General features: G+C 68.0%; 17 protein-coding genes and 1 pseudogene. 5 read left to right on the top strand and 13 right to left on the bottom strand.

Annotated elements, in window-relative coordinates; all coding sequences use genetic code 11:
- Positions 1-226 (top strand): annotated as a pseudogene (locus E1261_RS12860) (ArsR family transcriptional regulator); the annotation flags it as partial.
- A 52-nt stretch (positions 227-278) separates the two neighbouring features.
- Here the strand turns inward: E1261_RS12860 and E1261_RS12855 are convergent.
- The 5 genes from E1261_RS12855 to E1261_RS12835 form a co-directional block, all read right to left on the bottom strand.
- Entirely contained in the window at positions 279-3854 is a 3576-nt protein-coding gene (locus E1261_RS12855) for a discoidin domain-containing protein (protein ID WP_132406166.1), read from the bottom strand.
- Positions 3855-4044: 190 nt separating this feature from the next.
- On the bottom strand, positions 4045-5685 hold the full coding sequence (locus E1261_RS12850) for a solute symporter family protein (protein WP_132406178.1): 1641 nt from the start codon (positions 5683-5685) through the stop codon (positions 4045-4047).
- A 17-nt stretch (positions 5686-5702) separates the two neighbouring features.
- Complete coding sequence (locus E1261_RS12845; RefSeq protein ID WP_132406164.1) at positions 5703-6044, bottom strand: DUF485 domain-containing protein; 342 nt, start codon at positions 6042-6044, stop codon at positions 5703-5705.
- Positions 6045-6122: 78 nt separating this feature from the next.
- Positions 6123-6800: a hypothetical protein gene (locus E1261_RS12840; protein ID WP_132406162.1), complete on the bottom strand. Its 678-nt coding sequence runs from the start codon at positions 6798-6800 to the stop codon at positions 6123-6125.
- The gene (locus E1261_RS12835) at positions 6800-8242 is read right to left on the bottom strand and encodes a condensation domain-containing protein (RefSeq protein WP_132406160.1); all 1443 of its coding nucleotides are present in this window, start codon (positions 8240-8242) and stop codon (positions 6800-6802) included. Before E1261_RS12835 ends, E1261_RS12840 begins: the two co-directional genes overlap by 1 nt.
- Positions 8243-8337: 95 nt before the next feature.
- Here E1261_RS12835 and E1261_RS12830 point away from each other — a divergent pair, with 95 nt between their 5' ends.
- The gene (locus tag E1261_RS12830; protein WP_202874653.1) at positions 8338-8919 is read left to right on the top strand and encodes an NUDIX domain-containing protein; all 582 of its coding nucleotides are present in this window, start codon (positions 8338-8340) and stop codon (positions 8917-8919) included.
- 20 nt (positions 8920-8939) lie between these two features.
- Here E1261_RS12830 and E1261_RS12825 read toward each other — a convergent pair whose 3' ends face one another.
- From E1261_RS12825 to E1261_RS12790, 8 genes are read right to left on the bottom strand one after another with little or no spacing between them, the layout of a single operon-like run.
- Positions 8940-9974, bottom strand: a complete 1035-nt coding sequence (locus tag E1261_RS12825; protein ID WP_132406158.1) for a nucleotidyltransferase family protein — start codon at positions 9972-9974, stop codon at positions 8940-8942.
- Complete coding sequence (locus E1261_RS12820; RefSeq protein ID WP_132406156.1) at positions 9953-10768, bottom strand: inositol monophosphatase family protein; 816 nt, start codon at positions 10766-10768, stop codon at positions 9953-9955. The genes E1261_RS12825 and E1261_RS12820 overlap by 22 nt, the downstream gene beginning before the upstream one ends.
- Entirely contained in the window at positions 10758-11942 is a 1185-nt protein-coding gene (locus tag E1261_RS12815; RefSeq protein ID WP_132406154.1) for an acyl-CoA dehydrogenase family protein, read from the bottom strand. Before E1261_RS12815 ends, E1261_RS12820 begins: the two co-directional genes overlap by 11 nt.
- Positions 11942-12466, bottom strand: a complete 525-nt coding sequence (locus E1261_RS12810; RefSeq protein ID WP_132406152.1) for a flavin reductase family protein — start codon at positions 12464-12466, stop codon at positions 11942-11944. Before E1261_RS12810 ends, E1261_RS12815 begins: the two co-directional genes overlap by 1 nt.
- Complete coding sequence (locus E1261_RS12805) at positions 12463-13347, bottom strand: ROK family protein (protein WP_132406150.1); 885 nt, start codon at positions 13345-13347, stop codon at positions 12463-12465. The genes E1261_RS12810 and E1261_RS12805 overlap by 4 nt, the downstream gene beginning before the upstream one ends.
- Positions 13334-14095, bottom strand: coding sequence for an MBL fold metallo-hydrolase (locus tag E1261_RS12800; protein ID WP_132406148.1), 762 nt, complete (start codon positions 14093-14095; stop codon positions 13334-13336). Before E1261_RS12800 ends, E1261_RS12805 begins: the two co-directional genes overlap by 14 nt.
- Positions 14092-15327 (bottom strand): aminotransferase class III-fold pyridoxal phosphate-dependent enzyme, encoded by a 1236-nt coding sequence (locus E1261_RS12795; RefSeq protein ID WP_132406146.1) that lies wholly within the window; start codon positions 15325-15327, stop codon positions 14092-14094. The genes E1261_RS12800 and E1261_RS12795 overlap by 4 nt, the downstream gene beginning before the upstream one ends.
- Positions 15324-16331: an NAD-dependent epimerase/dehydratase family protein gene (locus tag E1261_RS12790; protein WP_165952478.1), complete on the bottom strand. Its 1008-nt coding sequence runs from the start codon at positions 16329-16331 to the stop codon at positions 15324-15326. Before E1261_RS12790 ends, E1261_RS12795 begins: the two co-directional genes overlap by 4 nt.
- A 98-nt stretch (positions 16332-16429) precedes the next feature.
- On the opposite strand from E1261_RS12790, the gene E1261_RS12785 reads away from it, so the two are divergent.
- Genes E1261_RS12785 through E1261_RS12775 form a run of 3 tightly spaced genes read left to right on the top strand, consistent with a single transcriptional unit; the run spans position 16430 to position 22254 of the window.
- Positions 16430-17365: a thioesterase II family protein gene (locus tag E1261_RS12785; protein WP_132406142.1), complete on the top strand. Its 936-nt coding sequence runs from the start codon at positions 16430-16432 to the stop codon at positions 17363-17365.
- Positions 17366-17398: 33 nt separating this feature from the next.
- Positions 17399-19291 carry an amino acid adenylation domain-containing protein gene (locus E1261_RS12780; RefSeq protein WP_132406140.1) on the top strand — a complete coding sequence of 631 codons (1893 nt, stop codon included), beginning with the start codon at positions 17399-17401 and terminating at the stop codon, positions 19289-19291.
- Positions 19288-22254: a type I polyketide synthase gene (locus E1261_RS12775; protein WP_132406138.1), complete on the top strand. Its 2967-nt coding sequence runs from the start codon at positions 19288-19290 to the stop codon at positions 22252-22254. Before E1261_RS12780 ends, E1261_RS12775 begins: the two co-directional genes overlap by 4 nt.

The following is a 22254-nucleotide window of genomic DNA, read 5'->3' as shown; positions in this document are numbered from 1 at the left end:
CCTCGCCGCCCTCCTCGGCCGCACCCGAGCCGCCGTACTCCGCTCCCTCATCACCCCCGCCAGCACCACCCAACTAGCCCGCCGGGTCCGCATCTCCCTGGCCTCAGCCTCCGAACACACCCGAATCCTCCGAGCCGCCGCCCTCCTCACCACCCACCGCTCCCAAGGCACCTCCCTGCACTCCCTAACCCCCACCGCCCAAACCCTCCTCGTACAAAACAGCTGACCAACGGCAGGAGCCGCCGACGCGTACGCCGGCGGCTCCTGAAGGGCTGATGTCAGTTGCGGGTGATGGTGAAGGTTGTGGTGGTGTTGCGGATGTCTACCGCGTTGTTGGACAGGGTGAGGTTGTTGAAGGTGACGTTGCCGACGGCGGGGCCCTGGCCGGGTTCGGGGAGTTCGTTGGCCCAGAGGCCGAAGCCGGATTTGGCGTCGAAGGCGTCGCCGGACTTGCGGGCGCCGGTGATGGTGGTGTTGGTGAAGATGGTGTCGGCGACCGGGAACTGGGGCTGACCGCCGACGTAGTTGGTCTGGAACATGATGCCGCTGTAGGTCGGATCGACGATGTCCAGATCAGTCACGCGGATCCCCTGGTAGACCTTGGAGGCCGAGAAGATCCAGAGCGCCGGGAAGGCCTGGTTGCCCCAGAAGTGGCCGCCGGAGCGGACCAGTGACACGTTCTCGAAGCGGGTCGGTGGGGTGGCCCCGAAGCCGTTCATCGGGATGCCGAAGTCGAGCGAGCTGATCGTGACACCGGGGTACGTCAGCATGTCCGCGGCGTACAGGTTGCGGAAGATGTTGTTCGTACCGCCGTAGACCGCGAAGCCGGCGGCTCGCCAGGTCAGCGTTGCGGACAGGTTCTCGAAGACGTTGTCCCGGACCTCGCCGCCGCCACCGTCGATGGCGTTGAAGAGGGCGAAACTGTCGTCACCGGTGGACCGGGCGTCGTTGTTGCTGACGGTGTTGCCGGCCGAGCCGTTGGTCATGTTGATGCCGTCGGCAAAGATGTTCCGGATCCGGGAGTTCTTGATCGTCGAGGTGTCGGTGTTGGCCCCCCAGTAGAGACACATCTGGTGCTCGACCCAGATGTTGTCGATCGTCATGTTCGCCGTACCGTTGAAGTCGAAGACCTTGCCCGGTCCGTCGTTGCGGCTGTCGTAGTTCCCGAAGTACGAGAACCCGCTGAACGTCGATCCGTTCGCCGACGACTGCGAGCTGAACCCGATGTCCGTGTTCGTCTGCGTCTGCGGTGCCACGAACCGCGTGAACCACGGCCCCGCACCGACGATCCGCACAGCCTTGCCGTACACGTTGAACTTCGACGACGTCGGGTACTCACCAGCCGGCAGATACACACCCTGCAGAGTGGCGTCCTGACGCACCCGGTCGATCGCCGCCTGCACATCCTGCTGAGTGAACCCAGTCGGCGTCACGAATCCCGCACCAGGGTTGCCGATAGGCGCGACCTGCTCCGTGTCGACGAAGTCGATCGAGTACGTCGTCGAGTTCGCCGGATCCTTCTGCAGCTTGATCTTGGATCCAGCAGGCACGGTCGAGTCGAGCATGATGCTCGCTTCGTCGTAGATGTGCCGAGCCGGACCCGCGCCCGGTGAGTTGCTCGGTCCGGACTCCGACCCGTACAGCCACGAGTACTTCGATGTCAGCGGCAACGCCTTGTGGAACGTGCCGTTCACATACACGTTGATCGTCGAGTTGATCCCGCCACCACCGGCCGAGTCCGGGATGGAGAACCGGGTGACGAGGGTGTTCGTCGACGCGCGGGTGGTGAACTCGACGAACGAGCCGTTCGCGTTCAGCGTGACCGCACGCCGCCCGGAAGCCTCACCAGCAAGGTCGCCGATGGTCCGGTTCGGCCCGACGACCTGAGCGCCACCACCGACCGAGGCGTCCTCAGCCTCGAGGTGGTCGTACGGCATGTTCGCGCCGCGACCCACGAAGAACGGCCGCTCGCTGGTGTTGTTCGTCCGCTTGACCGGCAGTTCGTTCGCGTCATCAGCCAGTACGACGCGCGCGGTGTACCGCCCGTTCGCCGCGGTCCAGTTGCCCAGGGCAATGGCTGTGGTGGAAGCACCCGCCGCCAGCGAACCGTTGTACGAACCGGTGAGCGTGGCAACCGTCGAACTCCCGTTCAGCAACGTCAGCGTGATCCCGTGCGCCCCCGATGCAGTGGCGATACTGCCCTGGTTCTTCAGCACCACCGAGAAGGCGACACTGTTCCCCGCGGACGGGTTGTTCGGCGTCCAGTTGACCGCCGACGCGATCAGGTCCGAGCTGGCAACCGGAGTCACCACAAGCGCGGTCGCCGCCGAGGCCGAGTTGTTCGCATCGTTCTGCTCGATGACGGTGTTGGCCTCGTCGACCTTCGCGCTCAGCGTGTAACTACCCGCGTCCCGCGCACCGATCGACGCACTGACCGTGGTCGATCCACCAGCCGCGATAGCCCCGACGGCCGCCGTACCAACCTTCGTCGTACCGAGGTAGAAGTTCACATCGGTCGCACCAGACGCAGCCGAGCCCGTGTTGCTGACCGTCCCGCGCACTGTGATCGTGTCCGTCTCGACCGGCGAGGTCGGCGTCCAAGCCAAACCACCCAGCGTGAGATCCGGGTTCGGCGCCGGCGCGCCCATCACCTGGAACTCGGCGACCTGACCAGCTGGAGCGCCCGTGTTAGCGGTGAAGTTCAGCCGTACGTCGGCCACCCGGGCACTGACCGGGATGGTCACCAGGTTCCCCGACGACGGATTGAAGCTGTACGACGCACTCGCGACGATCGTGCTGAACGTCGTCGAGCTCTGTTCGCGGCCGAGGATCGAGAAGGTCTGCGTCCGCGGACCCCACGCCGAATCCGGGTTGAGCCGGATCACGATCGAACTGATGTCGGCGTTGGCGCCCAGTTCAGTGGTGAGCGTGGCCGGGTTGGCGTTGCCTTCCCAGTACGTCGTCACGTTGTCGTCGTTCGCGTTCGTCGCGACGAACGTGTGCACGAACCCGGAGGCCGTGATCGGCTTCCCGAGCGCGAGGTTGCTGCCGGGACCCTGACTGCCGTTCCGGGTGACCGTGTTGCTGTTGCCAGACTGGTTGCCAGCGGCATCTTTTGCCCGGACGAAGTACGAGATCGTCGTACTTGTCGGCTGGTTGTCCGTGTAAGTCAGTGCGTTCCCGGCCACGCTGGTGCGCAGTTGGCCGTTGGCGTACACGTCGTACCCGGTCACTCCGACGTTGTCGGTGGACGCGGCCCAGGCGAGCCGGATCTGGCCCGCGCCGGGCTCGGTGAAGGACAGACTCCCCGGGGCGGTGGGTGCCTGTGTGTCACCGGTGTCCGGGCCGTAGACCTCGAGCTCGGACAGCTGCCCGGCCGGCCAGCCGGTGTTCGCGGTGACCTGGATCCGGACGAACCGCACGGTCGCGTTGCCGTAGTCGACGGTGACCGTGTTGGTCGGCGAGTTGAAGGCCCGGGAGGCGGCCGCGGACAGGTCGTTGAAGTTCTGTCCGTCGGTACTGCCCTGGACTGCGAGGGTCTGGTTGCGGGAGCCCCAGCCGGTCGGGAGTTTGAGCACGACCTGGTTGGTGGCGATCGACGAGCCGAGGTCGACCTGGACCCACTGCGGGAAGGCGTTGTTGGCGCTCTCCCAGTAGGTGCCCTGGTTGCCGTCCGTCACGTTCGACGCGACGTAGTTCTGGGTGACGGAGCCGGCCGCGGCAGTCTTGCCGGCGGCAAGGTTCGGACCGGCCAGTACGGCGGCGCTCGCGGAAGGGCTCTGAGGGACTAATGCACCTGCCGCGAGTGTCGCGGCGAGCAAGGCGGTAACTATCCGCCAATGGGGAATTCGCATGGCCTCTCCTGATGGGCGGTGGAGAACGCAACGGAGCAGCAGCCACGCGAGAGTCTGGAAGTTTCGTCAGTTTGCCAAGTTCTTGCGTAGCGCTGGCTCATTGTTACGGCAGTGCTACGAAAGCGTCAACGGTTCGAGAAAAACCCAAAGGCCCGACTCGCAGCTGCGAGCCGGGCCTTTGGGGGAGAGGTCAGTGCTTGGTGACACCTTCCGCGCCGGCGCCGGTGAGCGCGCGGACGGAGAGCTCGGTGTAGCGGGCCTCGGAGGACCGGTCCTTGCCGAGGTATGTGCCGAGCACACCGAACAGGAAGCCGAGCGGGATCGACACGATGCCCGGGTTCGACAGCGGGAACCAGGCGAAGTCCGCGCCGGTGATCATCGAGGTCGGCTTGCCCGACACGACCGGCGAGAAGGCCACCAGCACGACCGCGGAGATCAGGCCGCCGTAGATGCTCCAGACCGCGCCGGAGGTGTTGAACCGCTTCCAGAACAGGTTGAACAGCAGCGACGGCAGGTTCGCCGAGGCGGCCACCGCGAAGGCGAGCGCGACCAGGAAGGCGATGTTCAGCTTCTGGGCCGGGATCGCCAGCGCGATCGCGACCGCACCGATCCCGATCGCCGCGAACCGGGCGACCCGCAGCTCGCTCTTCTCCGACGGCTTGGTCTTCGCGATCACGTTGGCATACAGGTCATGCGCGAACGACGACGCCGAGGTCAGCGTCAGCCCCGCGACCACCGCGAGAATCGTGGCGAACGCGACCGCCGCGATCAGCGCCAGCAGGATCGACCCACCGACCGACCCCGCGCCACCACCGACCGACTCGGCCAGCAGCGGCGAGGCGACATTCCCCTTGGAAGTCTCGACGGGCGAACCCTTGGCGGTGTTCAGCAGGGCCGCGGCGCCGAAGCCGAGGGCCAGCGTCATCAGGTAGAACGCGCCGATCAGGCCGATCGCCCACTGCACCGAGCGACGCGCCGACCGCGAGTCGGGCACGGTGTAGAAACGGATCAGGATGTGCGGGAGCCCCGCCGTACCGAGGACCAGTGCGAGCCCGAGCGACAGGAAGTCGATCTGGCCGACCAGGTCCTTGCCGTAGAGCAGACCCGGCTGCAGGAACGCTTCGCCCTTACCCGAGTTCGCCGCGGCCGCACCGAGCAGCTTGGAGATGTTGAAGTCGAACTTCAGCATCACCAGGAAGGTGATCAGCACGGTGCCGGTCATCAGCAGCACGGCCTTCACGATCTGCACCCAGGTGGTGCCCTTCATCCCGCCGATCGTCACGTAGACGATCATCAGTGCGCCGACCAGGATGATCACGCCGGCCTTCACGCCCTCGCTCTTCACTCCGAGCAGCAGTCCGACCAGCGAACCGGCGCCGACCATCTGGGCCAGCAGATAGAAGATCGAGACCACGATCGTGGAGGTGGCGGCCGCGGTCCGGACCGGCTTCTGCTTCATCCGGAAGGCCAGCTGGTCGGCCATCGTGAACCGGCCGGAGTTCCGCAGCAGCTCGGCGACCAGCAGCAGCGCCACCAGCCAGGCCACCAGGAACCCGATCGAGTAGAGGAAGCCGTCGTACCCGTAGAGGGCGATCGAGCCGGAGATGCCGAGGAAGGATGCCGCCGACATGTAGTCACCGGCGACGGCGAGGCCGTTCTGAGCGCCGCTGAAGGAGCGGCCGCCGGCGTAGTAGTCGGCAGCCGTCTTGTTCTGCCGGGACGCCCACCAGGTGATGTACAGCGTCACAGCAACGACCGCGGAGAACAGCGAGATGGTCAGCACCCGGTTGCCGGGTTCGCCATCGGCCAAGGGAATCAAGCTCGGTGGGATCAACAGCGGGACGAGGCTCACCGGCGGCGCTCCCTCTTGTACTTGGCGTTCAGGCCGGCGGCCAGCGGATCGAGCTTGCGGTTCGCGAACCGGCCGTAGATGGCGGCGATCACGAACGTCGACACGAACTGCAGCAGGCCGAAGACCAGCGCGACGTTGATGTTGCCGATGACCTGCGTCTTCATGAAGTCGCGGGCCCAGTTGTTACAGGCAACGTAGGCCAGGTACCACGCCATGAAGGCGATCGTCCACGGCACCACGAAGTTCTTGTACCGTCGCTTCAGCTCGGTGAAGTCGGCCGCGTCGTGCACGGCCTCGTAGGCGCGGGCATCCCGCTCGCGCACGACATCCTCGTCCATGCGTGCACGTTAGCCGTAAGTAGGTGTTTTGTGACTTATCGGGCGTGTCCGCAATCAAAAAGTTGCCCGAGGATGTAGTCACGGCAGGACCACGCTGGTCAATCGATGCATACGGACCCGCTGTTCCGCGAAGGTGTAGCGCACCAGGTGGATCCGATGGGGAAGAAAGCTCCCGAATTCCTGGTGCCGCAGCGCGTCCGCGCGAGCCGCCAACTCTGCTTCCGGTTCGGCGGGCGGACGCATGACCAGTAACGAAGCGTGGCAGGTGTTCCGGATCCGGGCCGAGTCGACGCTGGGTGGAAGCGCCGGCCGGGTGGCCGCGGACTGATGGAGTCTGGCCCGGAGAATACCGAACGCCGCCGAGGGGTAGCCACAGGCAATGATCCCGGACCCGGTGACAGCGATCCCGCGGATCCTGACCTCGAAGGTCAGGCCGCGGAGACAGTCATGGAGAGTTGCCGCATGCCGTTCGACGGTGGCCTGGTCCACATCCGTCTGATAAGCCTCGAGACTGCGGACGGTGAAGTGGATGTCGCGCGGCCGGTAATGCATGTGCCGACCGGTCCGGTCCGCGACCAATAACGTAGCGATTCCGGCCAGCCGGGTGGCGAGTCGCGGGGGTGGTACGAGGACTGCGCTCAGGCCCCACCGCGGATCTCCGTCGACGGGCAGGACCTCGCCGGCGTACTGCCCCTTGCTGAGAACAGGAATGCCGGACGCGTGCAAACGGTCGTAGGTGCCCGCAGCTGTATCCATCAGGCGTCGGCGGACAAGGTGGCGAACGCTCCGGCGACCCGAGCGGTGAAATCCTGGGCAACCTCGCTGGACAGGACATCGACGCGGAACTGGCAGGAGACCACCAAGCCTGCACCCGTACGGCGAAGCTGGACGGTGATCGGCCGGTTGCCGGTGTCCGAGGCCGACTCGTCCACGCGGGACAACGTAATGCCATCCAGTTCCGGAAGGCCGGTGACGTCGTCGACCGCATCGCAGATCACTCTAGTCGTGAACAGAACATGCCGCTCGGCCGGCATCAGCCGGCGCCAGTCACGACACAGCTTCGTCCGCCCGAGCAGCATCTGGCGCGAAACCTCGGCCAGCAGATCGGCACCCGTGCGGTGCTCGGCCAGGTCGACGCCGACGAAGATGGTGTTGGAGAAGTACCCGACGGCTTGCAGGGCATCGGATGTCAGCCGGCCGGCGAACGGAATCCCGATCAGGGCCGCGGAGTCGCCGATGGTTGCAGACACGGCCCGCAAGGTCGCGGCGACCAAGAGCCGGTTCGCGTCGAGCCGCTGGGCGCTGTCGACGTGACCAGGGATCGGGGCGGTCGCGGTGCCGATCGGTCCGCGTCCGGTGGCGGGGGCCAGGACGCGCATTCCGTCGTACGGGCGGTCGAGGATGTCGGTCCACAGATCGGGAGCCCATGGCTGTGGGTCGGCCGCCAGGGCACTCCAGTAACTCGGTGCCGGCGGAACCTCCGTCTGACCGTGATACGCGATGGCAAGATCTTCCAGGAGTACGTGGTGGCTCCAGGCGTCCGACGCGATGTGATGGGTAGCCAGTCCGAGGATCCAGCTGTCCGGAGCGCGCAGAAGCATCGCACGAAACGGAATGTCGGCGTCCAGCCGGAACGGCCGGCCCAGGTGCGCGCGAATTTCGTCCAGATCGCGGACGGCGCTGTCGCCCGCGTACTCGACGGCGTTCCGCACCGCCGAGTCGTCGGGTCGCGCGATGGCGCCTTGGGTCGGGCTGACGACCCGCAATCGCAGTGCCTCGTGCCGCTCCGGCAACGTGAGCAGAGCGGCCGCCAGGCGTGGCCCGTCCACGGGTCCCACGAGTTCGAAGAGATCGCTCAGTAGGTACGACGTGTCGGGCCGACCGTCGATCACCTGGACCATGGCCTGCTGCTGGTCGGTCAGTTTCCGGGCGGCGTCCGTCGTCTTCGCCACAATCGGCCGGTCGGCGTGGTGCTGCGCCGCCGCGATCCGGCGCGGCGTCCGGAGCTGCAACAGGTCGTCGAGAGACAGCCCGCAGCCCAGCTCCCGGCGGAGCGCGGCGAGTCCGCGAATGGCGGCCAGCGAGGTCATTCCACGGTCCAGCAGATCGTCGTCGAGACCCAGCGCCGAATGACCGAGCACCGCCGACCAAATGGCCAGTACCTGAGCCTCGAGGGGGCGTTCGTCAATGTCGTTCATGGCCTGATCTCGCTGCTTTCCGGAATATCGGTCCGCGTTTCGGGCGGAATTCGGGTGTTTGTCATCTGTCGCCGGAGTGGGCTACCGTCCCGGGCATGCTGAACGAAACCGCCGCTCCGGCCCCGGCCGGCCATGAGATTGTCGCGACCGATTCCGCGATCGTCTACCAGAACCGCTGGATGACTGTTCGTGAGGACCAGACGCTGCGGCACGACGGTGCCCGGGGCATCTTCGGTGTCGTCGAGAAGCCGGATTTCGCGTTGGTGGTGCCGTACGGCGCCGGCGGGTTTCATCTCGTCGAGCAGTACCGCTACCCGGTGCGGGGCCGGTACTGGGAATTCCCCCAGGGTTCCTGGGAGGAGCGGCCGGACGCCGACCCGCTCGACCTGGCGGCCGGTGAGCTCGCGGAGGAGACCGGTCTGTCCGCGGCCTCGATGGTGGAGCTCGGCTATCTCTATGAGGCGTACGGCTACTGCGACCAGGGCGTGCACATCATCCTGGCCACCGACCTCACCCAGGGCACGACGGACCTCGACGCCGAGGAGGCTGGCCTGATCAGCAGGTGGTTCTCCGAGGAGGAGGTCTGGCAGCTGATCGCGGACGGACGGTTCCGCGACGCGCCGTCGGTGGCAGCGCTCGGTCTGTTCATGCAGCGCAAGGCGGCCGGCCGACTGTGACCGCCCCCGCCGTGGCCGGTTCAGCACGGCAGGTGGTGTTCCCTGATCGCGGGGACGGTCCGAAACGAATCGCCGAGCAGTGCGCGGGCGACCAGTTGCCCGCGCGCGACCCGGACGCCGGGTAGCAGTACCGAGTTGCTGATGATCGCGCCGGCTTCGACGACACAGCCGCCGCCGATCACGGTCGGGCCCTCGATCCGGGACCCGTCCTCGACCACGGTCGCCGGCCCGATCACGACAGGCGCCTCCAGAGTCACCCCCGCGCCTATCACGGCTGTCGGAGATATGAAGAGACCGGGAGCCACTTCGGGCTCCCGCGGCCGGACACCGAGCTTGCCCTCGAGTGCCAGTGCCGTGCCGTCGACGTACCCTTCGGCCTGACCGAAGTCGTCGAACTCGTGGTCGGCGGTGTAGGCGTGCAGGAGCCCGGTGGCCGCGAACGGGGGCAGGAAATCCTTGTTCAGATCGAACACCGTGGCCTGCGGAAGATGCGTGACCACTCCTGGCTCGAAGGCCCAGACACCGGTGGCCGCATGCCGGCTCCGCGCCTCGCGCCCGGGTTTCGGCTGGTATTCGGACACGACGGTGCTCCCCGGACGCGGTACGGCGACATCGCCGCCGAACTCCTCCAGTGGCCAGCCGTGCAGGAAGGTGCCGACCGTAGCGAGACCGTCGTGCCGTCGATGGAACGCGACCAGGTCGGTGAGATCCAGCGTCGACAGCATGTCGCCCGCGGTGACCACCAGCGTCGAATCCTGCCAGAACTCTGCCGACCTGCGCAGAATTCCCCCGGTCCCCAGGAGCTCTTTCTCCCGGAACCACGTGATATTCACACCGAGTCGTTCGCCGGAGCCCAGATACTCCTCGATCTCCGCTCCGAGGTGATGAATGTTGATGGCCAGATCAACAATTCCGTGGGCCCGCATCCGCTCGATGACATGAACGATGATCGGGTAATTCAGCACCGGGAACAAAGGTTTCGGGAGACCGGTGGTCAGGGGGGCGAGCCGGGTCCCGAGGCCGGCCGCCAGGATCAGTCCTCGGACAGGCCGCATCGGGCCGCCTCCTCGGTCGTGGGGCGGAGCGCCGTACCGATGCCGGCCAGTAGCGCAGGATGGATGGACGGATTGGCCGACAGCAGTGATCCGGTGTGCAGATCAGATTTGCCTGCCACATCGCTCCAGCGACCACCGGCTTCGGCGACGATGAGTGCCGGCGCCGCGAGGTCCCAGATCGAGGCATCGACCGACAGGGCGCCATCGGAGATCCCCTCGGCAACCTGCAGATGACCGGCGAAGTTGCCGATGCCCCACGCCGTACGGCACCCGGCGGCGAACGCGGCCAGGCGCTGCACTTCGACATGCCCGTATTCATGGGCCCCGCCGAAACAGAAAGCGGACTCGTTCAGCTCGGCGATTGTCGACACCTCGAGCCGGCGATCGCCGTCGGTGAAAGCGCCCTCGCCGCGGCCTGCCCACCAGTTGCGGCCCATGGCAGGTGCGACCACTGCGGCCGCCGCGACGGCGCCGGTGGACTGCCAAGCCAGCAGGACGCCCCAGAACGGCGAGCCACGACGGAAGTTCTCGGTCCCGTCGATCGGATCGACGATCCAGCAGTCGGCCGAGTCCTGGGAGCGGCCGCCAAACTCCTCACCGACGACGTGCTCACCCGGGCAGTATTCGGCCAGGAGTTTACGCACGTGCTCCTCGGTCGCGAGGTCGGCGTCGGTGACGACTGAGCCGTCGGCCTTCGACCGGGACTTCAGCCCGGCGCGGTGTTGCCACGACGCCGCGGTCCCGGCCGCCGCCGTGGCGATCGTCCGAGCGATCCGAACCCGCTCAGAGATCATGGTAGGAAGCCGAGTCGATCTCCAGCCGGCCGACCAGTTCCTTGCAGAAGTCGTCGTTCGGTCCCATCAGCGAACCGGCGAGCGCGTCCCGAAGGTGCCGCTCGATCGGCAGCGGTCCGCGGGCGTAGGCGACACCGCCACTGGCCAGCATGGCTTCGTGCGCGACGGCAGGAGCCGTCTCGGCGCCCACCACCTTACAGGCGGTCATCAGGACGGCGAGCTCGTCCAGGGTGTTGCCGTCGTCGATCTGACGCGCAAGGTCGGCCACCAGTGAGCGCAGCGCAGCGATCCGGATCGCCATCTCGCCGACGTGCCGACGGGCGATCGGGTACTGGCTGAGCTGTGAACCGTGACCGCTCGGGTTCCCGCTGTAGCGCCGGGACCTGATCCTGCCCAGCGCCGCCTCGTAGGCAGCGGTGGCGATTCCGAGGTAGGCGGCCGAGATGCCGAGGTGGTAGATCGGCTGGTTGATCTCGTTGTACTGACGCAGGCCGGCGCCACCGGCTCCCGAGTACAGCAACGCCGACTTGTCGACGTCGGAACGAAAGGTGATCCAGGTGCTGCTGTTGCCGGCCAGGCCGAGGCCGCGCCAGGTCCCGTGCTTGATGTCGCCCTGGTCGGCCCGGACGGCGAAGACCGCGTGGTCGCGGTCGCTGGTACCGCCCGGGGTCCTGGTCGAGACGACGTACAGGTCGGCATGTCCGGCCGAGGTCGAGAAGCTCTTGTCGGCGACGATGCGATAGCCATTCGCCGTCTCCTCTGCGGTGCTCTCGACCGACCACCACTGCGATCCCGAACCGGGCTCACTGATGGCCTCGGTGACCAGCCAGCCCGCGGTCATGATCTGGTCGAGATAGGCGGCACGCCCGGCCTCGTCGGGCAGGGCCAGGAAGGAGTTCAGTGCCGTCAGGTGCATCACGTAGACCATCGCCGTCGAGGCGCAGGCGGTGCCGATCCGGGTGACGACCTCGGCCACCTCGGCGGCCGAGGCCTCGTAGCCACCATGCGCCCGCGGAACTGTCAGGCCGAGGAAACCGGCCTCCTTCAAGGCCAGGATGCTCTTGGTGGGAAAGGTGCCCTGGGCATCGACATCGGTCGCGGCCGGAGCGATCACGTCCTGGATCAGGAGATCGAGGGTGTGCGCTCGTTCGGAGCGGTCGGACGGTCCGGTCATCACGGATGACTCCTTCGGGGTTCGGTGGCCGGCGGTTCGGCGGCCGGCAGGTTGCGGTAGGTGTGCCGGTACCTGAGCAACGGATCGCCCGGTCCGGACAGGTGCCAGTCCACCGAGCCGATCAGGACGGAGTGGTCGCCGGTCGTGACGGCCTCGTCGATCGTCGCGCCGTAGACCACGGCGCACCCATCCAGGACCGGAAGGCCGGCATGGGCGGACCAGGCGACGGAGTCGAACTTGGGGAGGTCGAAAGGAGCAGCGAACCGGGACGCCAGCTCTGCCTGCCCGGACGTGAGCACGTTCACGGCGTACCGGCCGTTGTCTAGGATCGCGGCGAGCGTTCGGGAGGCACAGGAGCAGGCCAGCAGAAGCCTTGGCGGATCGAGAGACAAGGTGCACAGCGAGCTGACGGTCATGCCTTGCGGGCCGTTGCGATCGACGGTGGTCACGACGGCAACCGCCGTCGCCAGCGAAGCGAAGGCCGTGCGTGCGGTCTCCCGGGACAGCGGCAGGACGTCGGTCATGGCGTGGTCCCGTGGCGTGCTGCGGCCGCGGCACCGATCACTCCGGCGGCTCGGCCGAGTTCGCCGACCCGGACCTGCAGGCCGTCCCGGATCATCGGCATGGTGTGGACCCGCACTGCTTGGCCGAAGGCGGCCTCGACCAGGTCCCAGGCGGCGGCGACACCACCGCCGACGACGATCATCTCCGGGTTGAAGATGTTGGCCAGACCGGCAGCTCCGACGCCGAGCCATCCTCCGGCCACGGCGAACGCCTGCGCGGCCGCTGCGTCACCGGCCCGGGCAGCCCGTGCCACCTCGGCGGTAGACCGTTGGTTGCCGGTCCGTTCGGCGTACCACCGGGCGATCGCGGTTCCCGAGGCGAACTGTTCCAGGCAGCCGTTCCCGCCGCAGCCGCAGACCGGGCCGGCCGGATCGAGGACCAGGTGACCAAGCTCGCCGCCGAGGCCACGAGCTCCGACCAGCAGGGAGCCGTCGACGATCACGCCGCCGCCGACTCCGGTCCCGGAGAAGAGACCGATGACGTTCTGGACGCCTGCCGCGGCTCCGTGGCGCCATTCGGCCAGGAGTGCCGCGTTCGCGTCGTTGCACAGGTGGCTGGAGTCGAGGTCGTCCTCGCCGAGTCCGACCAGGGCCGGCGCGGTCGGAGCCGAGCCGATCCGCCCGCTGCGCGGGTCGATCGACCCCGGTACGGCGATGCCCGCCACGGACCCGGTGCTCCCGTCGAGCTCGGCGCGGATCGTCCGAAGCTGGCCGATCAGATCACCGGCCCGGGGGACATCGGTGAGCGGGCCTCGAAGGCGCCCACCGGCGTCGACGAGGGCGGCCCGGACGCTGGTACCGCCGACATCGATGCCGATCGTTGCCGGATCAGTGGCCGACATGGTGGCTCTCCCCCTCGACAGCCAGCTCGACCCCTACTCCGGGGCAGGCCTCGGAGACGTCTTGCAGGATCTGCGCGGCGGAAGCCGCGAAGTAGTGGGTGAGCAGGACCTCCGACGGCTGGGCAGCGTTGATGATCCGCGCGCCGTCGCGCGGACACAGGTGCCAGCGGTCCGGGCCGTCGGGTGTCCGGGCGTCGGTGAGCTCGAGGAGCAGCAGGTCGGTACCGCGCGCGAAGTCCTCGAACTCGGCGAACCACCCGGTGTCACTGCTGAAGACCAGGTTGCGGCCGTCCGGATCGGAGACCCGGACGGCGTTGGCGACCGTGTTGTGCCTGGTGCGCAGGCTCTCGAAGCGCAGCTGCCCGATCGTCAACGGTTGCTCCGGGCCGTAGCTCCGGATGTCGAAAACCCGGTCGAAGTAGTCCGCCGGCAGTTCGAGCGCGACCGCGATTCCGCGCAGTACCGACGGGCCGTTCGACGGCAGGTGCAGGGGCAGCCGGTCGGACCGGTGCACGAACCAGTAGTTGCGCAGAGCAACAAGATCCATGCAGTGATCGGGGTGCATGTGCGTGATCACCACCGCATCGAGGTCACCCGGGTCGGCCTGTCCGGCCAGCTTCCCGATCGCGCCGTGCCCGCATTCGAGCAGGACCGTCGTCGTCGCCGTCCGCAGCAGGTAGCAGGAGGTGGCCGCGCCAGGGTTGGGAACAGCGCAGCTGGCGCCCAGGATCTGCAGGCTCAGGCTCATCGTGTCTCCGACGTGGTGAGGATCCGGTCGAGGGCGCTGCCGAGCCGGTCGGTCGCGGTCCCGATCTCGGCCCGATCGATGCGCAACGGAGGATTGATCCGGAGCGTGCGTCCGCTGACGCCGACGACCAGACCGGCGTCCAGCAGGATCGCCTCGGCCGCGGAGCACGCGTGCCGGAGCTGGATACCGATCATCAGCCCACGGCCGGAGATTGCGGCGACCGCTGGATGGTTGCCCACTGTCTGTGCGAGCAGTTCGAGCCATTCGGCGCCGATGGTCGCTGCCCATGGGATCAGATCGTCGCGTCGCAATGCGGCCAGCGTGGCCGCGGCGGCTGCTGCCGACAGCGGATTGCCGCCGAACGTGCTCGACATCCCACCTGGCAGTGACAGCGGAGGTGCGGCCGCGATGGCGCTGGTCGCCGCCACGGCACCGATCGGGACGCCGTTGGCCATCCCCTTGCCGAGGACAACGATGCCGGGCTGGACGTCGGCGGCCTGTCCGAGCAGGAGCTGGCCAGTCCGGCCGAAGCCGGTGAAGACCTCGTCCAGGATCAGTACGACGCCGGTCTGCCGGCAGACCGCCGACAACCAGGCCAGGAACTGCCTGGCGACGAACCGGTTTCCGCCGGTGGCCTGCGCGGGCTCGATCAGCACCGCTGCCGGTGCCGGGTTGGAGGTCAGCGCCGTTCGGACCTGTTGCCGCGCCTGATCGACCTCGGCCGGAGTGGACGTCTCGGTCGGGTAGGCGCACCTGATCACGCCGGGATGCGCTTGGCTGGTCGGGTTCCAGTGAGGGTCGGTCAGATCCACGACGCCACTCGTCCGTCCGTGGAACGCCCCGTCGAACACGACGACATCGCTGCGACCGGTGGCGGCCTTCGCGAGCCGGACGGCCGTGTCGACTGCCTCGCTGCCGGTGGAGAACCAGGACAAACAGTCGAGTCCGGACGGCAGCAACTCCACGAGCGCGGCGTCGTACTCGTCCCGGCTCGGCAGATTGTGCCGGCTGGCCACCAGCCGGCCCGTCTGTGTCGCGATTGCCTCCGTGAACGAAGGGTCTCCGTGCCCGAGCAGGCACCGGCCTGCCCCGGCGAAGAGATCGAGGTAGCGGCGGCCGTCGGCACCGAACACGGTGCTGCCTTGGCCGGACACCAGTGCGACGGGAAGAGCGCGGGCCGACGACTCACCGAAACCGGTTCTCGGTGAGCTGGCCGGACGGACTCCGGTCATCGGACCGGCTGTGCCGTCAACGGCAACGCGTGGTCCACCAGGAAGGCCGGATCATTGCGGTCGGCCGAGACGATGTGGTCGAACTGCTGCCACCACGACTGGTTCTCCCGGTACCAGTCCACCGTGCGCTGCAGACCTTCGGTCCAGGCGGTCCGAGGGGTCCAGCCGGTGACGGCCTCGAGCCGATCTGGCGACGCGACCAAGGACGGTCCTCGTCCGTCGCGTGGCGGAGCATCGACGGTGGTCAGTTCGCCGGCGCCGACAGTGCGCAGGATCGAGGAGGCAACGTCCTCCAGCGCCACCCCGTGGCCGGCGGCCACGTTGAGCCGCTGACCCCAATGACCGCCCTCCAGCAGGCCGAGCAGGGCATCCACCGCGTCCTCGACGTACAGGAAGTCGCGGAGTCTTCCGGTCACCGCCTCCGACGGGATGCCGAGCAGGGTCTGCAGAACGATCCGGGGAATGATTCTGTCCGGAGCCTGCCACGGGCCGTAGAGGTTGGTGAGGCGCACCGTGGTGGCCACCAGACCGAAGTTCACCCGGTACGAATCGACGATGTGTTCGCAGCCGATCTTCGACGCCGCGTACGGCGACAGCGCGAGCACCGGATCGTCTTCACGGAAGACGGCGCCGTCGTTGCCGCCGTACACCTCGATCGACGAGGTGAACAGGACTGGCGTACCGGTCTGGCGGGCGGCGGCAAGTGTCGTCGTCAGCGAGGCGATGTTGTTCACCACTGCCGACTCCGGATAGAACAGCGAGTAGTCCACCTGCGGCAGGGCGGCCAGATGGACGTACACGTCCGCCTTGGTCTCCAGGACCGCGCCCGGTGCGGCGAGGTCGAGCAGATCGCAATCGGCGACGTCGGCGAGTCCGCTGTGCCGCAGTCTCGACAGCCGGTCGGCGGAATCCACCACCACGATGTCGAAGCCGCGTCGGCGGGCCTCCAGGGCGAGATTTGTCCCGACGAATCCGGCGCCACCGACAATTGCGATTCTTTGCACTTGATATCCTCTTTGTCGACGATTTCCGTTGCGCTGTGGCGCGAAGTGATGGGTGTTTCCCGAGGCGCAACGAGACGGCACTGTAGGGAATCTTTGAGATGGCCGTCAAGCAAATTGCACGTTGCTGCAAGGAGTCGGACCCGGATCGCTTGGCGGGTGATGTACATCACCCGCCAGCCGTTGACCTTCCGCCCGGGCTGCGCCTAGGCTCTCGTGGCTGTTGGGCTTCGTCGGCGCTGATCGGGCGGTCGGCGCCGAATCGGCCGACGGCCGGAGTGGAAAGTGAAAGGCGTGGCGGAAATGGCGAAAAGGTGGTGATCAGCGCCATTGTGAAAGCTGGTCGCACGCTGCCGCAATTGTATTGCTTTCCGCATGCCGGTGGGTCAGCCAGTGAATTCTCGGGATGGGCGCCGGAGGGCCGGGGGTTCGGGATCGTCCCCGTGCATCTCCCCGGCCGCGGTCTCCGGCTCGGCGAACCGGCCGGCGACGACCTCCTCGCCCTGGCCGAACAGATCGCTGCCGAGCTCGACGTGGCGGCTCCCTACGCCTTGTTCGGGCACAGCTTCGGTGCCTTGCTGGCCTACGAGGTGGTCAGGGCCCTGCAGGCCGCGGGGCGGCCGGCGCCGGTGTGCCTGTGGCTGTCCGCGTTCCCGAGTCCGGATCGCTACCCGTACGCCGATCAGGATGTACACCTGCTGTCCGACCAGGAGCTGCTGCGGAGCCTGAATGCCGACTTCGGGGCGATCCCGGAAGAGGTCTTCGAGTATCCCGAACTGACGGCCATGGTGGCCGGGCAACTGCGCTCCGACTACCGCATGCTCGCGGGGTACCGCTTCCAGCGGGACCCGGTGCCGGACTGCGCCGTCCACCTGCTGGCCGCCGCCGACGACACCGTCGATCCGGAGGAGTTGCTTGCCTGGGGCAACCATGTCCGGGTGGCCGGAGTCACCACCACGTTCTCCGGCGGTCACTTCTACCTGCGTGACCAGGAAAACGTCGCCCGGCTGCTCGGTCTCGTCGCACAGTCCTTCTGATCATCGTCACCCCGCCACTTCGAGGAGCATCGCATGTCCGCCGCATCATCGGCCCTGCCTCCACCTGTCTGGGAGGAAGGCGATTCGGTCGACTCCGACGCGTCGATCTGGCAGCTGTGGACCGAGGTCGTCCAGAGCTACCCGGAGCGTGTCGCGGTGCGGGACGCAGCCGGCGAGACGGTGACCTACCACGAGCTCGACCGGCTCGCCCGGGAACAGGCCGCCGGTCTGCTGGCAGCCGGTGTCGGCCCGGGCGACGTCGTGGTGATCGCGCACCCGCGCGGTCGTGACGAGCTGGCCGCGGTCCTGGGAGTGCTGGCTGCCCGGGCGACCTATCTCGCGCTCGACGAGGCGGCACCTGACGACCGCCTCGCGGCAATGCTCGAGCTGGCCGCACCGGTGGCCGTGCTCGGGCCTTTCGATCGTGCCCGGCGGGTCGCGCGGGCAAGCGCCGGTCGTTGCCGCCCGCTCCGCCCGGGGAGCGCAGGCTCGGAGGTGCCTCGCACGCCCGCCGACGATGCGGCCACCAACCCGGAGGCGATCGCGTACATCGCCTTCACGTCGGGGACGTCGGGCGTTCCGAAGGCGGTGCGGATTCCGCACCGCGGAGTGGTCCGGCTGGTGCGAGGCGCCGGTTACCTGCCGTCCGGCCCCGGGCAGCGATTCCTCCGGCTCGCCCCGCTGGCGTTCGACGCCTCGACACTCGAGATCTTCCTGCCACTGCTGACCGGCGCCACCGTCGAGGCGATGCCCGCTGGTCCGGTCGCTCCTCCGGGGCTCTCCGGATTTCTCCTCGACCGGGAGATCACGGTTGCCTGGCTGACCGCGGGGTTGTTCCGCATCATGATCGACGAAGCGGTTGACGGTTTCGCGGCGCTCACCGCCGTCGTCACCGGAGGTGACGTCGTCTCGGCCGACCATGCCCGCCGGCTGCTGCACAGGTTCCCCCGGATCACCGTGGTGAACGGCTACGGGCCGACCGAGAACACGACGTTCAGCACCGTGCACACCGTTGTCGCGTCCGGCGGAGAAGCGTCGGTGCCGATCGGCCGGCCGGTGCCGGGAACAACGGTCCGGGTCGTCGACGAGCACGATGTCCCGCTTCCGATCGGCCGGACCGGAGAGCTGGTTCTGCTCGGGCAGGGCCTGGCCCGTGGCTACCTCGGCGCGCCGGAGCAGACCGCGGCCGCCTTCCGGCCGCTGCCTGGCGACGACCGGCCGGCGTACCGAACCGGAGATCTGGTCCGCTGGTGCGACGGTGAGCTGCAGTACGTCGGCCGCCGGGATCGCCAGGTGAAGATCCGCGGACATCGGGTCGAGCTCGAGGAGATCGAGCAGCACGTGCGGGCGACCGGGCTGATCCGCGACGTGGCGGTCGTGGCCGCCGGCCGGCCGGGAAATCTGCGGATTCTGTGTGCGGTCATCGCAGATCCAGCTGATGCCCCGATCGCCGAACTGCGCCAGCTGCTCGCTCAGGTGCTGCCGCCGTCCATGCTGCCGCAGCTGTGGACGGTCCTGGACCGGATCCCTTTGACGGCCAACGGAAAGGTTGATGCCGACGCGTTGGTCGCCGCGGCAGACACACACGCTCCGTCCACTGCCGACGACGCGCGAGGCTCGGCCGAGGCAGCGACGGCCGAGTCAGGTCTGGCGACCGGGCCGGTCGTGGACGCCGTGGCCGGCGCGCGGGGTCGCGCGAAGGTCGAGGCGCTGATCGTCCAGGCCTGGACGGACGTGCTCGGGTTCAGTGACTTCGGCCGGCGGGACGGCTTCTTCGATGTTGGTGGTGACTCCCTGATGGCTGCCCAGTTGCACACCCGGTTGACCGAACTGCTCCCGGAGCACGGCGTCCGGATCGTCGACATCTTCCGCTACCCGAGCGTCGCCGCGCTGACCGACCACCTGCTCACGGCGGGCGTTCGATGACCGCGCCGGACCGCGCCGAGGCCGTCGCGATCGTCGGGTTCGGCCTGCGGCTGCCCGGAGCGCGGACCGCGGAACAGTACTGGTCGAACCTGGTTGGAGCGCGGGAGTCGGCCACCAGGTTCGCCCCAGCGGACCTGGCCGGTTCGGTTCCGGCGGAGCTGCTGGCCCATCCCGACTACGTTCCGGTGCGGGGCGCGGTCGACGGGGTGGAGGAGTTCGCCGCGGAGTTCTTCGGGTTCGCGCCGCGGGAGGCCGAGCTGACCGATCCGCAGCAGCGGGTCTTCCTCGAATGTGCCTACGAGGCGCTGGAACAGGCGGGTCAGAATCCGTCGGCGGGCGACGAGCGGATCGGTGTCTTCGCCGGTTCCGGCGAGAACATGTATCTGTTCAACCATGTTCTCGGTCACCCCGACGTCGTGCGTGATGTCGGCGAGATGGCGATGCTGGTCGCGAACGAGAAGGATCATCTGGCGACCAGGACGGCGAATCGGCTGGGCCTGACCGGACCCGCCGTGACGATTCAGACGTCCTGCTCGACCTCGCTGGTCGCAGTGCACTTCGCGGTCCAGAGCTTGTTGCGCGGTGAAGCCGACGTGATGCTCGCCGGGGGCGTCTCGATCAGCCTTCCGCAACGTTCGGGCTACCTGTACCGGCCGCACGACATCATGGCGCCGGACGGGCATTGCCGGGCGTTCTCGGACCAGGCGGCCGGGACGGTTCCCGGCAACGGCGCCGGCGTCGTGGTGTTGCGACGGTTGAGTGATGCCGTTGCCGCGGGGCAGCGCATCTATGCCGTGGTGCTGGGCAGCGCGATCAACAACGACGGTGGCCGAAAGGTCGGGTACACCGCGCCGAGTGTGACTGGCCAGGCCGAGGTGATTCGCGCCGCGCATCGGGCGGCCGGCGTCCGGGCGGACTCGATCCAGTACGTCGAGACACATGGAACCGGCACGGAAGTCGGTGACGCGATCGAGATCGCGGCCCTGGCCGAGGCATTCGGCCCGCCGGTCGCCGGAGCACCCCTGTGCACGATCGGTTCGGTGAAACCCAATATCGGGCACGTCGACGCGGCCGCGGGTGTCGCCGGCCTGATCAAGGCGGCACTGGCGGTCTGGCACGGGTTCATCCCGCCGTCGATCAACTGCGAAACCCCGGACCCCGAACTGCGGCTCGCCGAGAACGGGTTCGACGTGGGTTCGGAGGGCCGCGGCTGGCCAGGGGCAGGACCTCGACGAGCTGGTGTCAGTTCGTTCGGCCTCGGTGGGACGAATGCGCACCTGGTCCTCGAACAAGCACCCCCCGAGGGTTCGCGGCAGGCCACCGCCAATCGCTCCCTGGTGGTGCCGGTGTCCGCCCGCGAGGTTGCCGGCGTGGACCGTCTGACCGCGAATCTGACGACCTGGCTGAGTGCTGAACCGGATGCCACGCTGGCCGACGTCGCGACGACGTTGCAGCTCGGCAGGCAGGAACACGAGTATCGATCCGCTGTCGTGGTGTCGAACCTGAAGGACCTTCCCGCGGCCCTGGCCGAGCGAGTTGCGGTGCGATCGGGGAGTACCCGGCCGGTGGGTTTTCTCTTCACCGGCCAAGGCTCGCAGTACCCGGGGATGGCTTCGGGGCTGTACGAGCAGTTCGAAGTCTTCCAGGCCGCGATCGACCGATGCGCCGAGATCCTGGAGCCGGAGCTCGGTCTGGACCTGCGCTGGCTGATCTGCGAGGGATCGAAGGACGATCCGGCCGCGACCGCCGAGCTGAACAGTATGCAGCTGGGGCAGCCGGCACTGTTCGCCGTCGAGTACGCCATGACCATGCTGCTCCGATCGTGGGGTGTCTGCCCGGACTTCGTCGTTGGTCACAGCCTCGGTGAGTACGTCGCCGCGTGCGTCGCCGGGGCGATGGATCTGGCGGACGCGGCCGTGCTGGTGGCTCGGCGGGGCAAGGTGATGGCCGCGGCCGAGAGCGGGCGGATGCTGGCCGTGATGGCGTCTGCCGACGAGGTACAGCGGTTGCTGCCGGCCGGTGTCACGATCGCGGTCGACAACGCCCCGCGAGCCGTGGTCGCTGCTGGCTCGGTGCAGGCGATTGCCGAACTGCAGGCCGTGCTCGAGGCTGGCCACATCGAGTTCCGGTTGCTGCCGGCGCCCGTGGCCATGCACTCGGCGGCTTTGGACCCGTTGGTGCCGCAGTTCCGATCGGTCGCCGGGGAGTTCTCGTATCGCTCCTTGACGATTCCGCTGGTGTCGACGCGCACGGGTTCCGAGCTGGACCCGGGGGCGGTCGGCGCGGAGCACTGGGCAGAGCATCTGCGTCGGCCCGTTCGGTTCCGGCAGGCTGTCGACCAGGTGCTCACGACGTACCGCGATCCGTTGCTGATCGAGGTCGGGCCGGGCCGGGTTTTGACCCAACTTGCTCAACAGGTCGCCGCAGGACGCCCCTTGGCCGTCGCCGCTGCGTTCCCGGGTGCGCGCGACGACCGGCCGGCGGAGAGAGTCGCTCTCGAAGCGGTCGCGGATGCCTGGTGCGCCGGAGCCCCGATCGACTGGAACGCGTTGTGGCCGGACGGGCGAGGCCGTCGAATACCGCTCCCGACGTACCCGTTCGATCGGCGTCGGTACTGGCTCGACAGTGCGGCGGTCGCTTCGGCGACCCAGTCGGCGGTGGAGCGCGATCCACCGGTACGGCGCCAGCCGGCCGAAGTCCCGCCGACCAGTGACGACAGCACCGACGACGGGCTCGAGCTCGCGATCGCCGCGATCTGGCGGGATCTGCTCGGTGTCGCCGAGATCGACCGCCGTACCGACTTCTTTGCCGCCGGCGGTCAGTCGCTCTTGCTCGTCCGGATGATCGCCAGGCTGCGCGAGAGTCTGGGCGTGACCGTCTCCCTCCAGGCCGTGGCGGCCCGGCCGACCTTGGAGTCAGTGGCAGCGCTGGTCCGGCAACTGCAGTCCCAACAGGTGGGGTAA

It is taken from the genome of Kribbella albertanoniae (assembly GCF_004348455.1).
Lineage (GTDB): Bacteria > Actinomycetota > Actinomycetes > Propionibacteriales > Kribbellaceae > Kribbella > Kribbella albertanoniae.
Note: the sequence above shows the minus strand (reverse complement) of the source record. Positions and strands in the feature narration are given on the sequence as shown.

Bases quoted from the DNA above. Each gene is read 5' to 3' on its own strand.
- E1261_RS12855 (WP_132406166.1), bottom strand. From the start codon at position 3,854: ATGCGAATTCCCCATTGGCGGATAGTTACCGCCTTGCTCGCCGCGACA.
- E1261_RS12845 (WP_132406164.1), bottom strand. From the start codon at position 6,044: ATGGACGAGGATGTCGTGCGCGAGCGGGATGCCCGCGCCTACGAGGCC.
- E1261_RS12840 (WP_132406162.1), bottom strand. From the start codon at position 6,800: ATGGATACAGCTGCGGGCACCTACGACCGTTTGCACGCGTCCGGCATT.
- E1261_RS12835 (WP_132406160.1), bottom strand. From the start codon at position 8,242: ATGAACGACATTGACGAACGCCCCCTCGAGGCTCAGGTACTGGCCATT.
- E1261_RS12830 (WP_202874653.1), top strand. From the start codon at position 8,338: ATGCTGAACGAAACCGCCGCTCCGGCCCCGGCCGGCCATGAGATTGTC.
- E1261_RS12825 (WP_132406158.1), bottom strand. From the start codon at position 9,974: ATGCGGCCTGTCCGAGGACTGATCCTGGCGGCCGGCCTCGGGACCCGG.
- E1261_RS12820 (WP_132406156.1), bottom strand. From the start codon at position 10,768: ATGATCTCTGAGCGGGTTCGGATCGCTCGGACGATCGCCACGGCGGCG.
- E1261_RS12815 (WP_132406154.1), bottom strand. From the start codon at position 11,942: ATGACCGGACCGTCCGACCGCTCCGAACGAGCGCACACCCTCGATCTC.
- E1261_RS12810 (WP_132406152.1), bottom strand. From the start codon at position 12,466: ATGACCGACGTCCTGCCGCTGTCCCGGGAGACCGCACGCACGGCCTTC.
- E1261_RS12805 (WP_132406150.1), bottom strand. From the start codon at position 13,347: ATGTCGGCCACTGATCCGGCAACGATCGGCATCGATGTCGGCGGTACC.
- E1261_RS12800 (WP_132406148.1), bottom strand. From the start codon at position 14,095: ATGAGCCTGAGCCTGCAGATCCTGGGCGCCAGCTGCGCTGTTCCCAAC.
- E1261_RS12795 (WP_132406146.1), bottom strand. From the start codon at position 15,327: ATGACCGGAGTCCGTCCGGCCAGCTCACCGAGAACCGGTTTCGGTGAG.
- E1261_RS12785 (WP_132406142.1), top strand. From the start codon at position 16,430: ATGGCCGTCAAGCAAATTGCACGTTGCTGCAAGGAGTCGGACCCGGAT.
- E1261_RS12780 (WP_132406140.1), top strand. From the start codon at position 17,399: ATGTCCGCCGCATCATCGGCCCTGCCTCCACCTGTCTGGGAGGAAGGC.
- E1261_RS12775 (WP_132406138.1), top strand. From the start codon at position 19,288: ATGACCGCGCCGGACCGCGCCGAGGCCGTCGCGATCGTCGGGTTCGGC.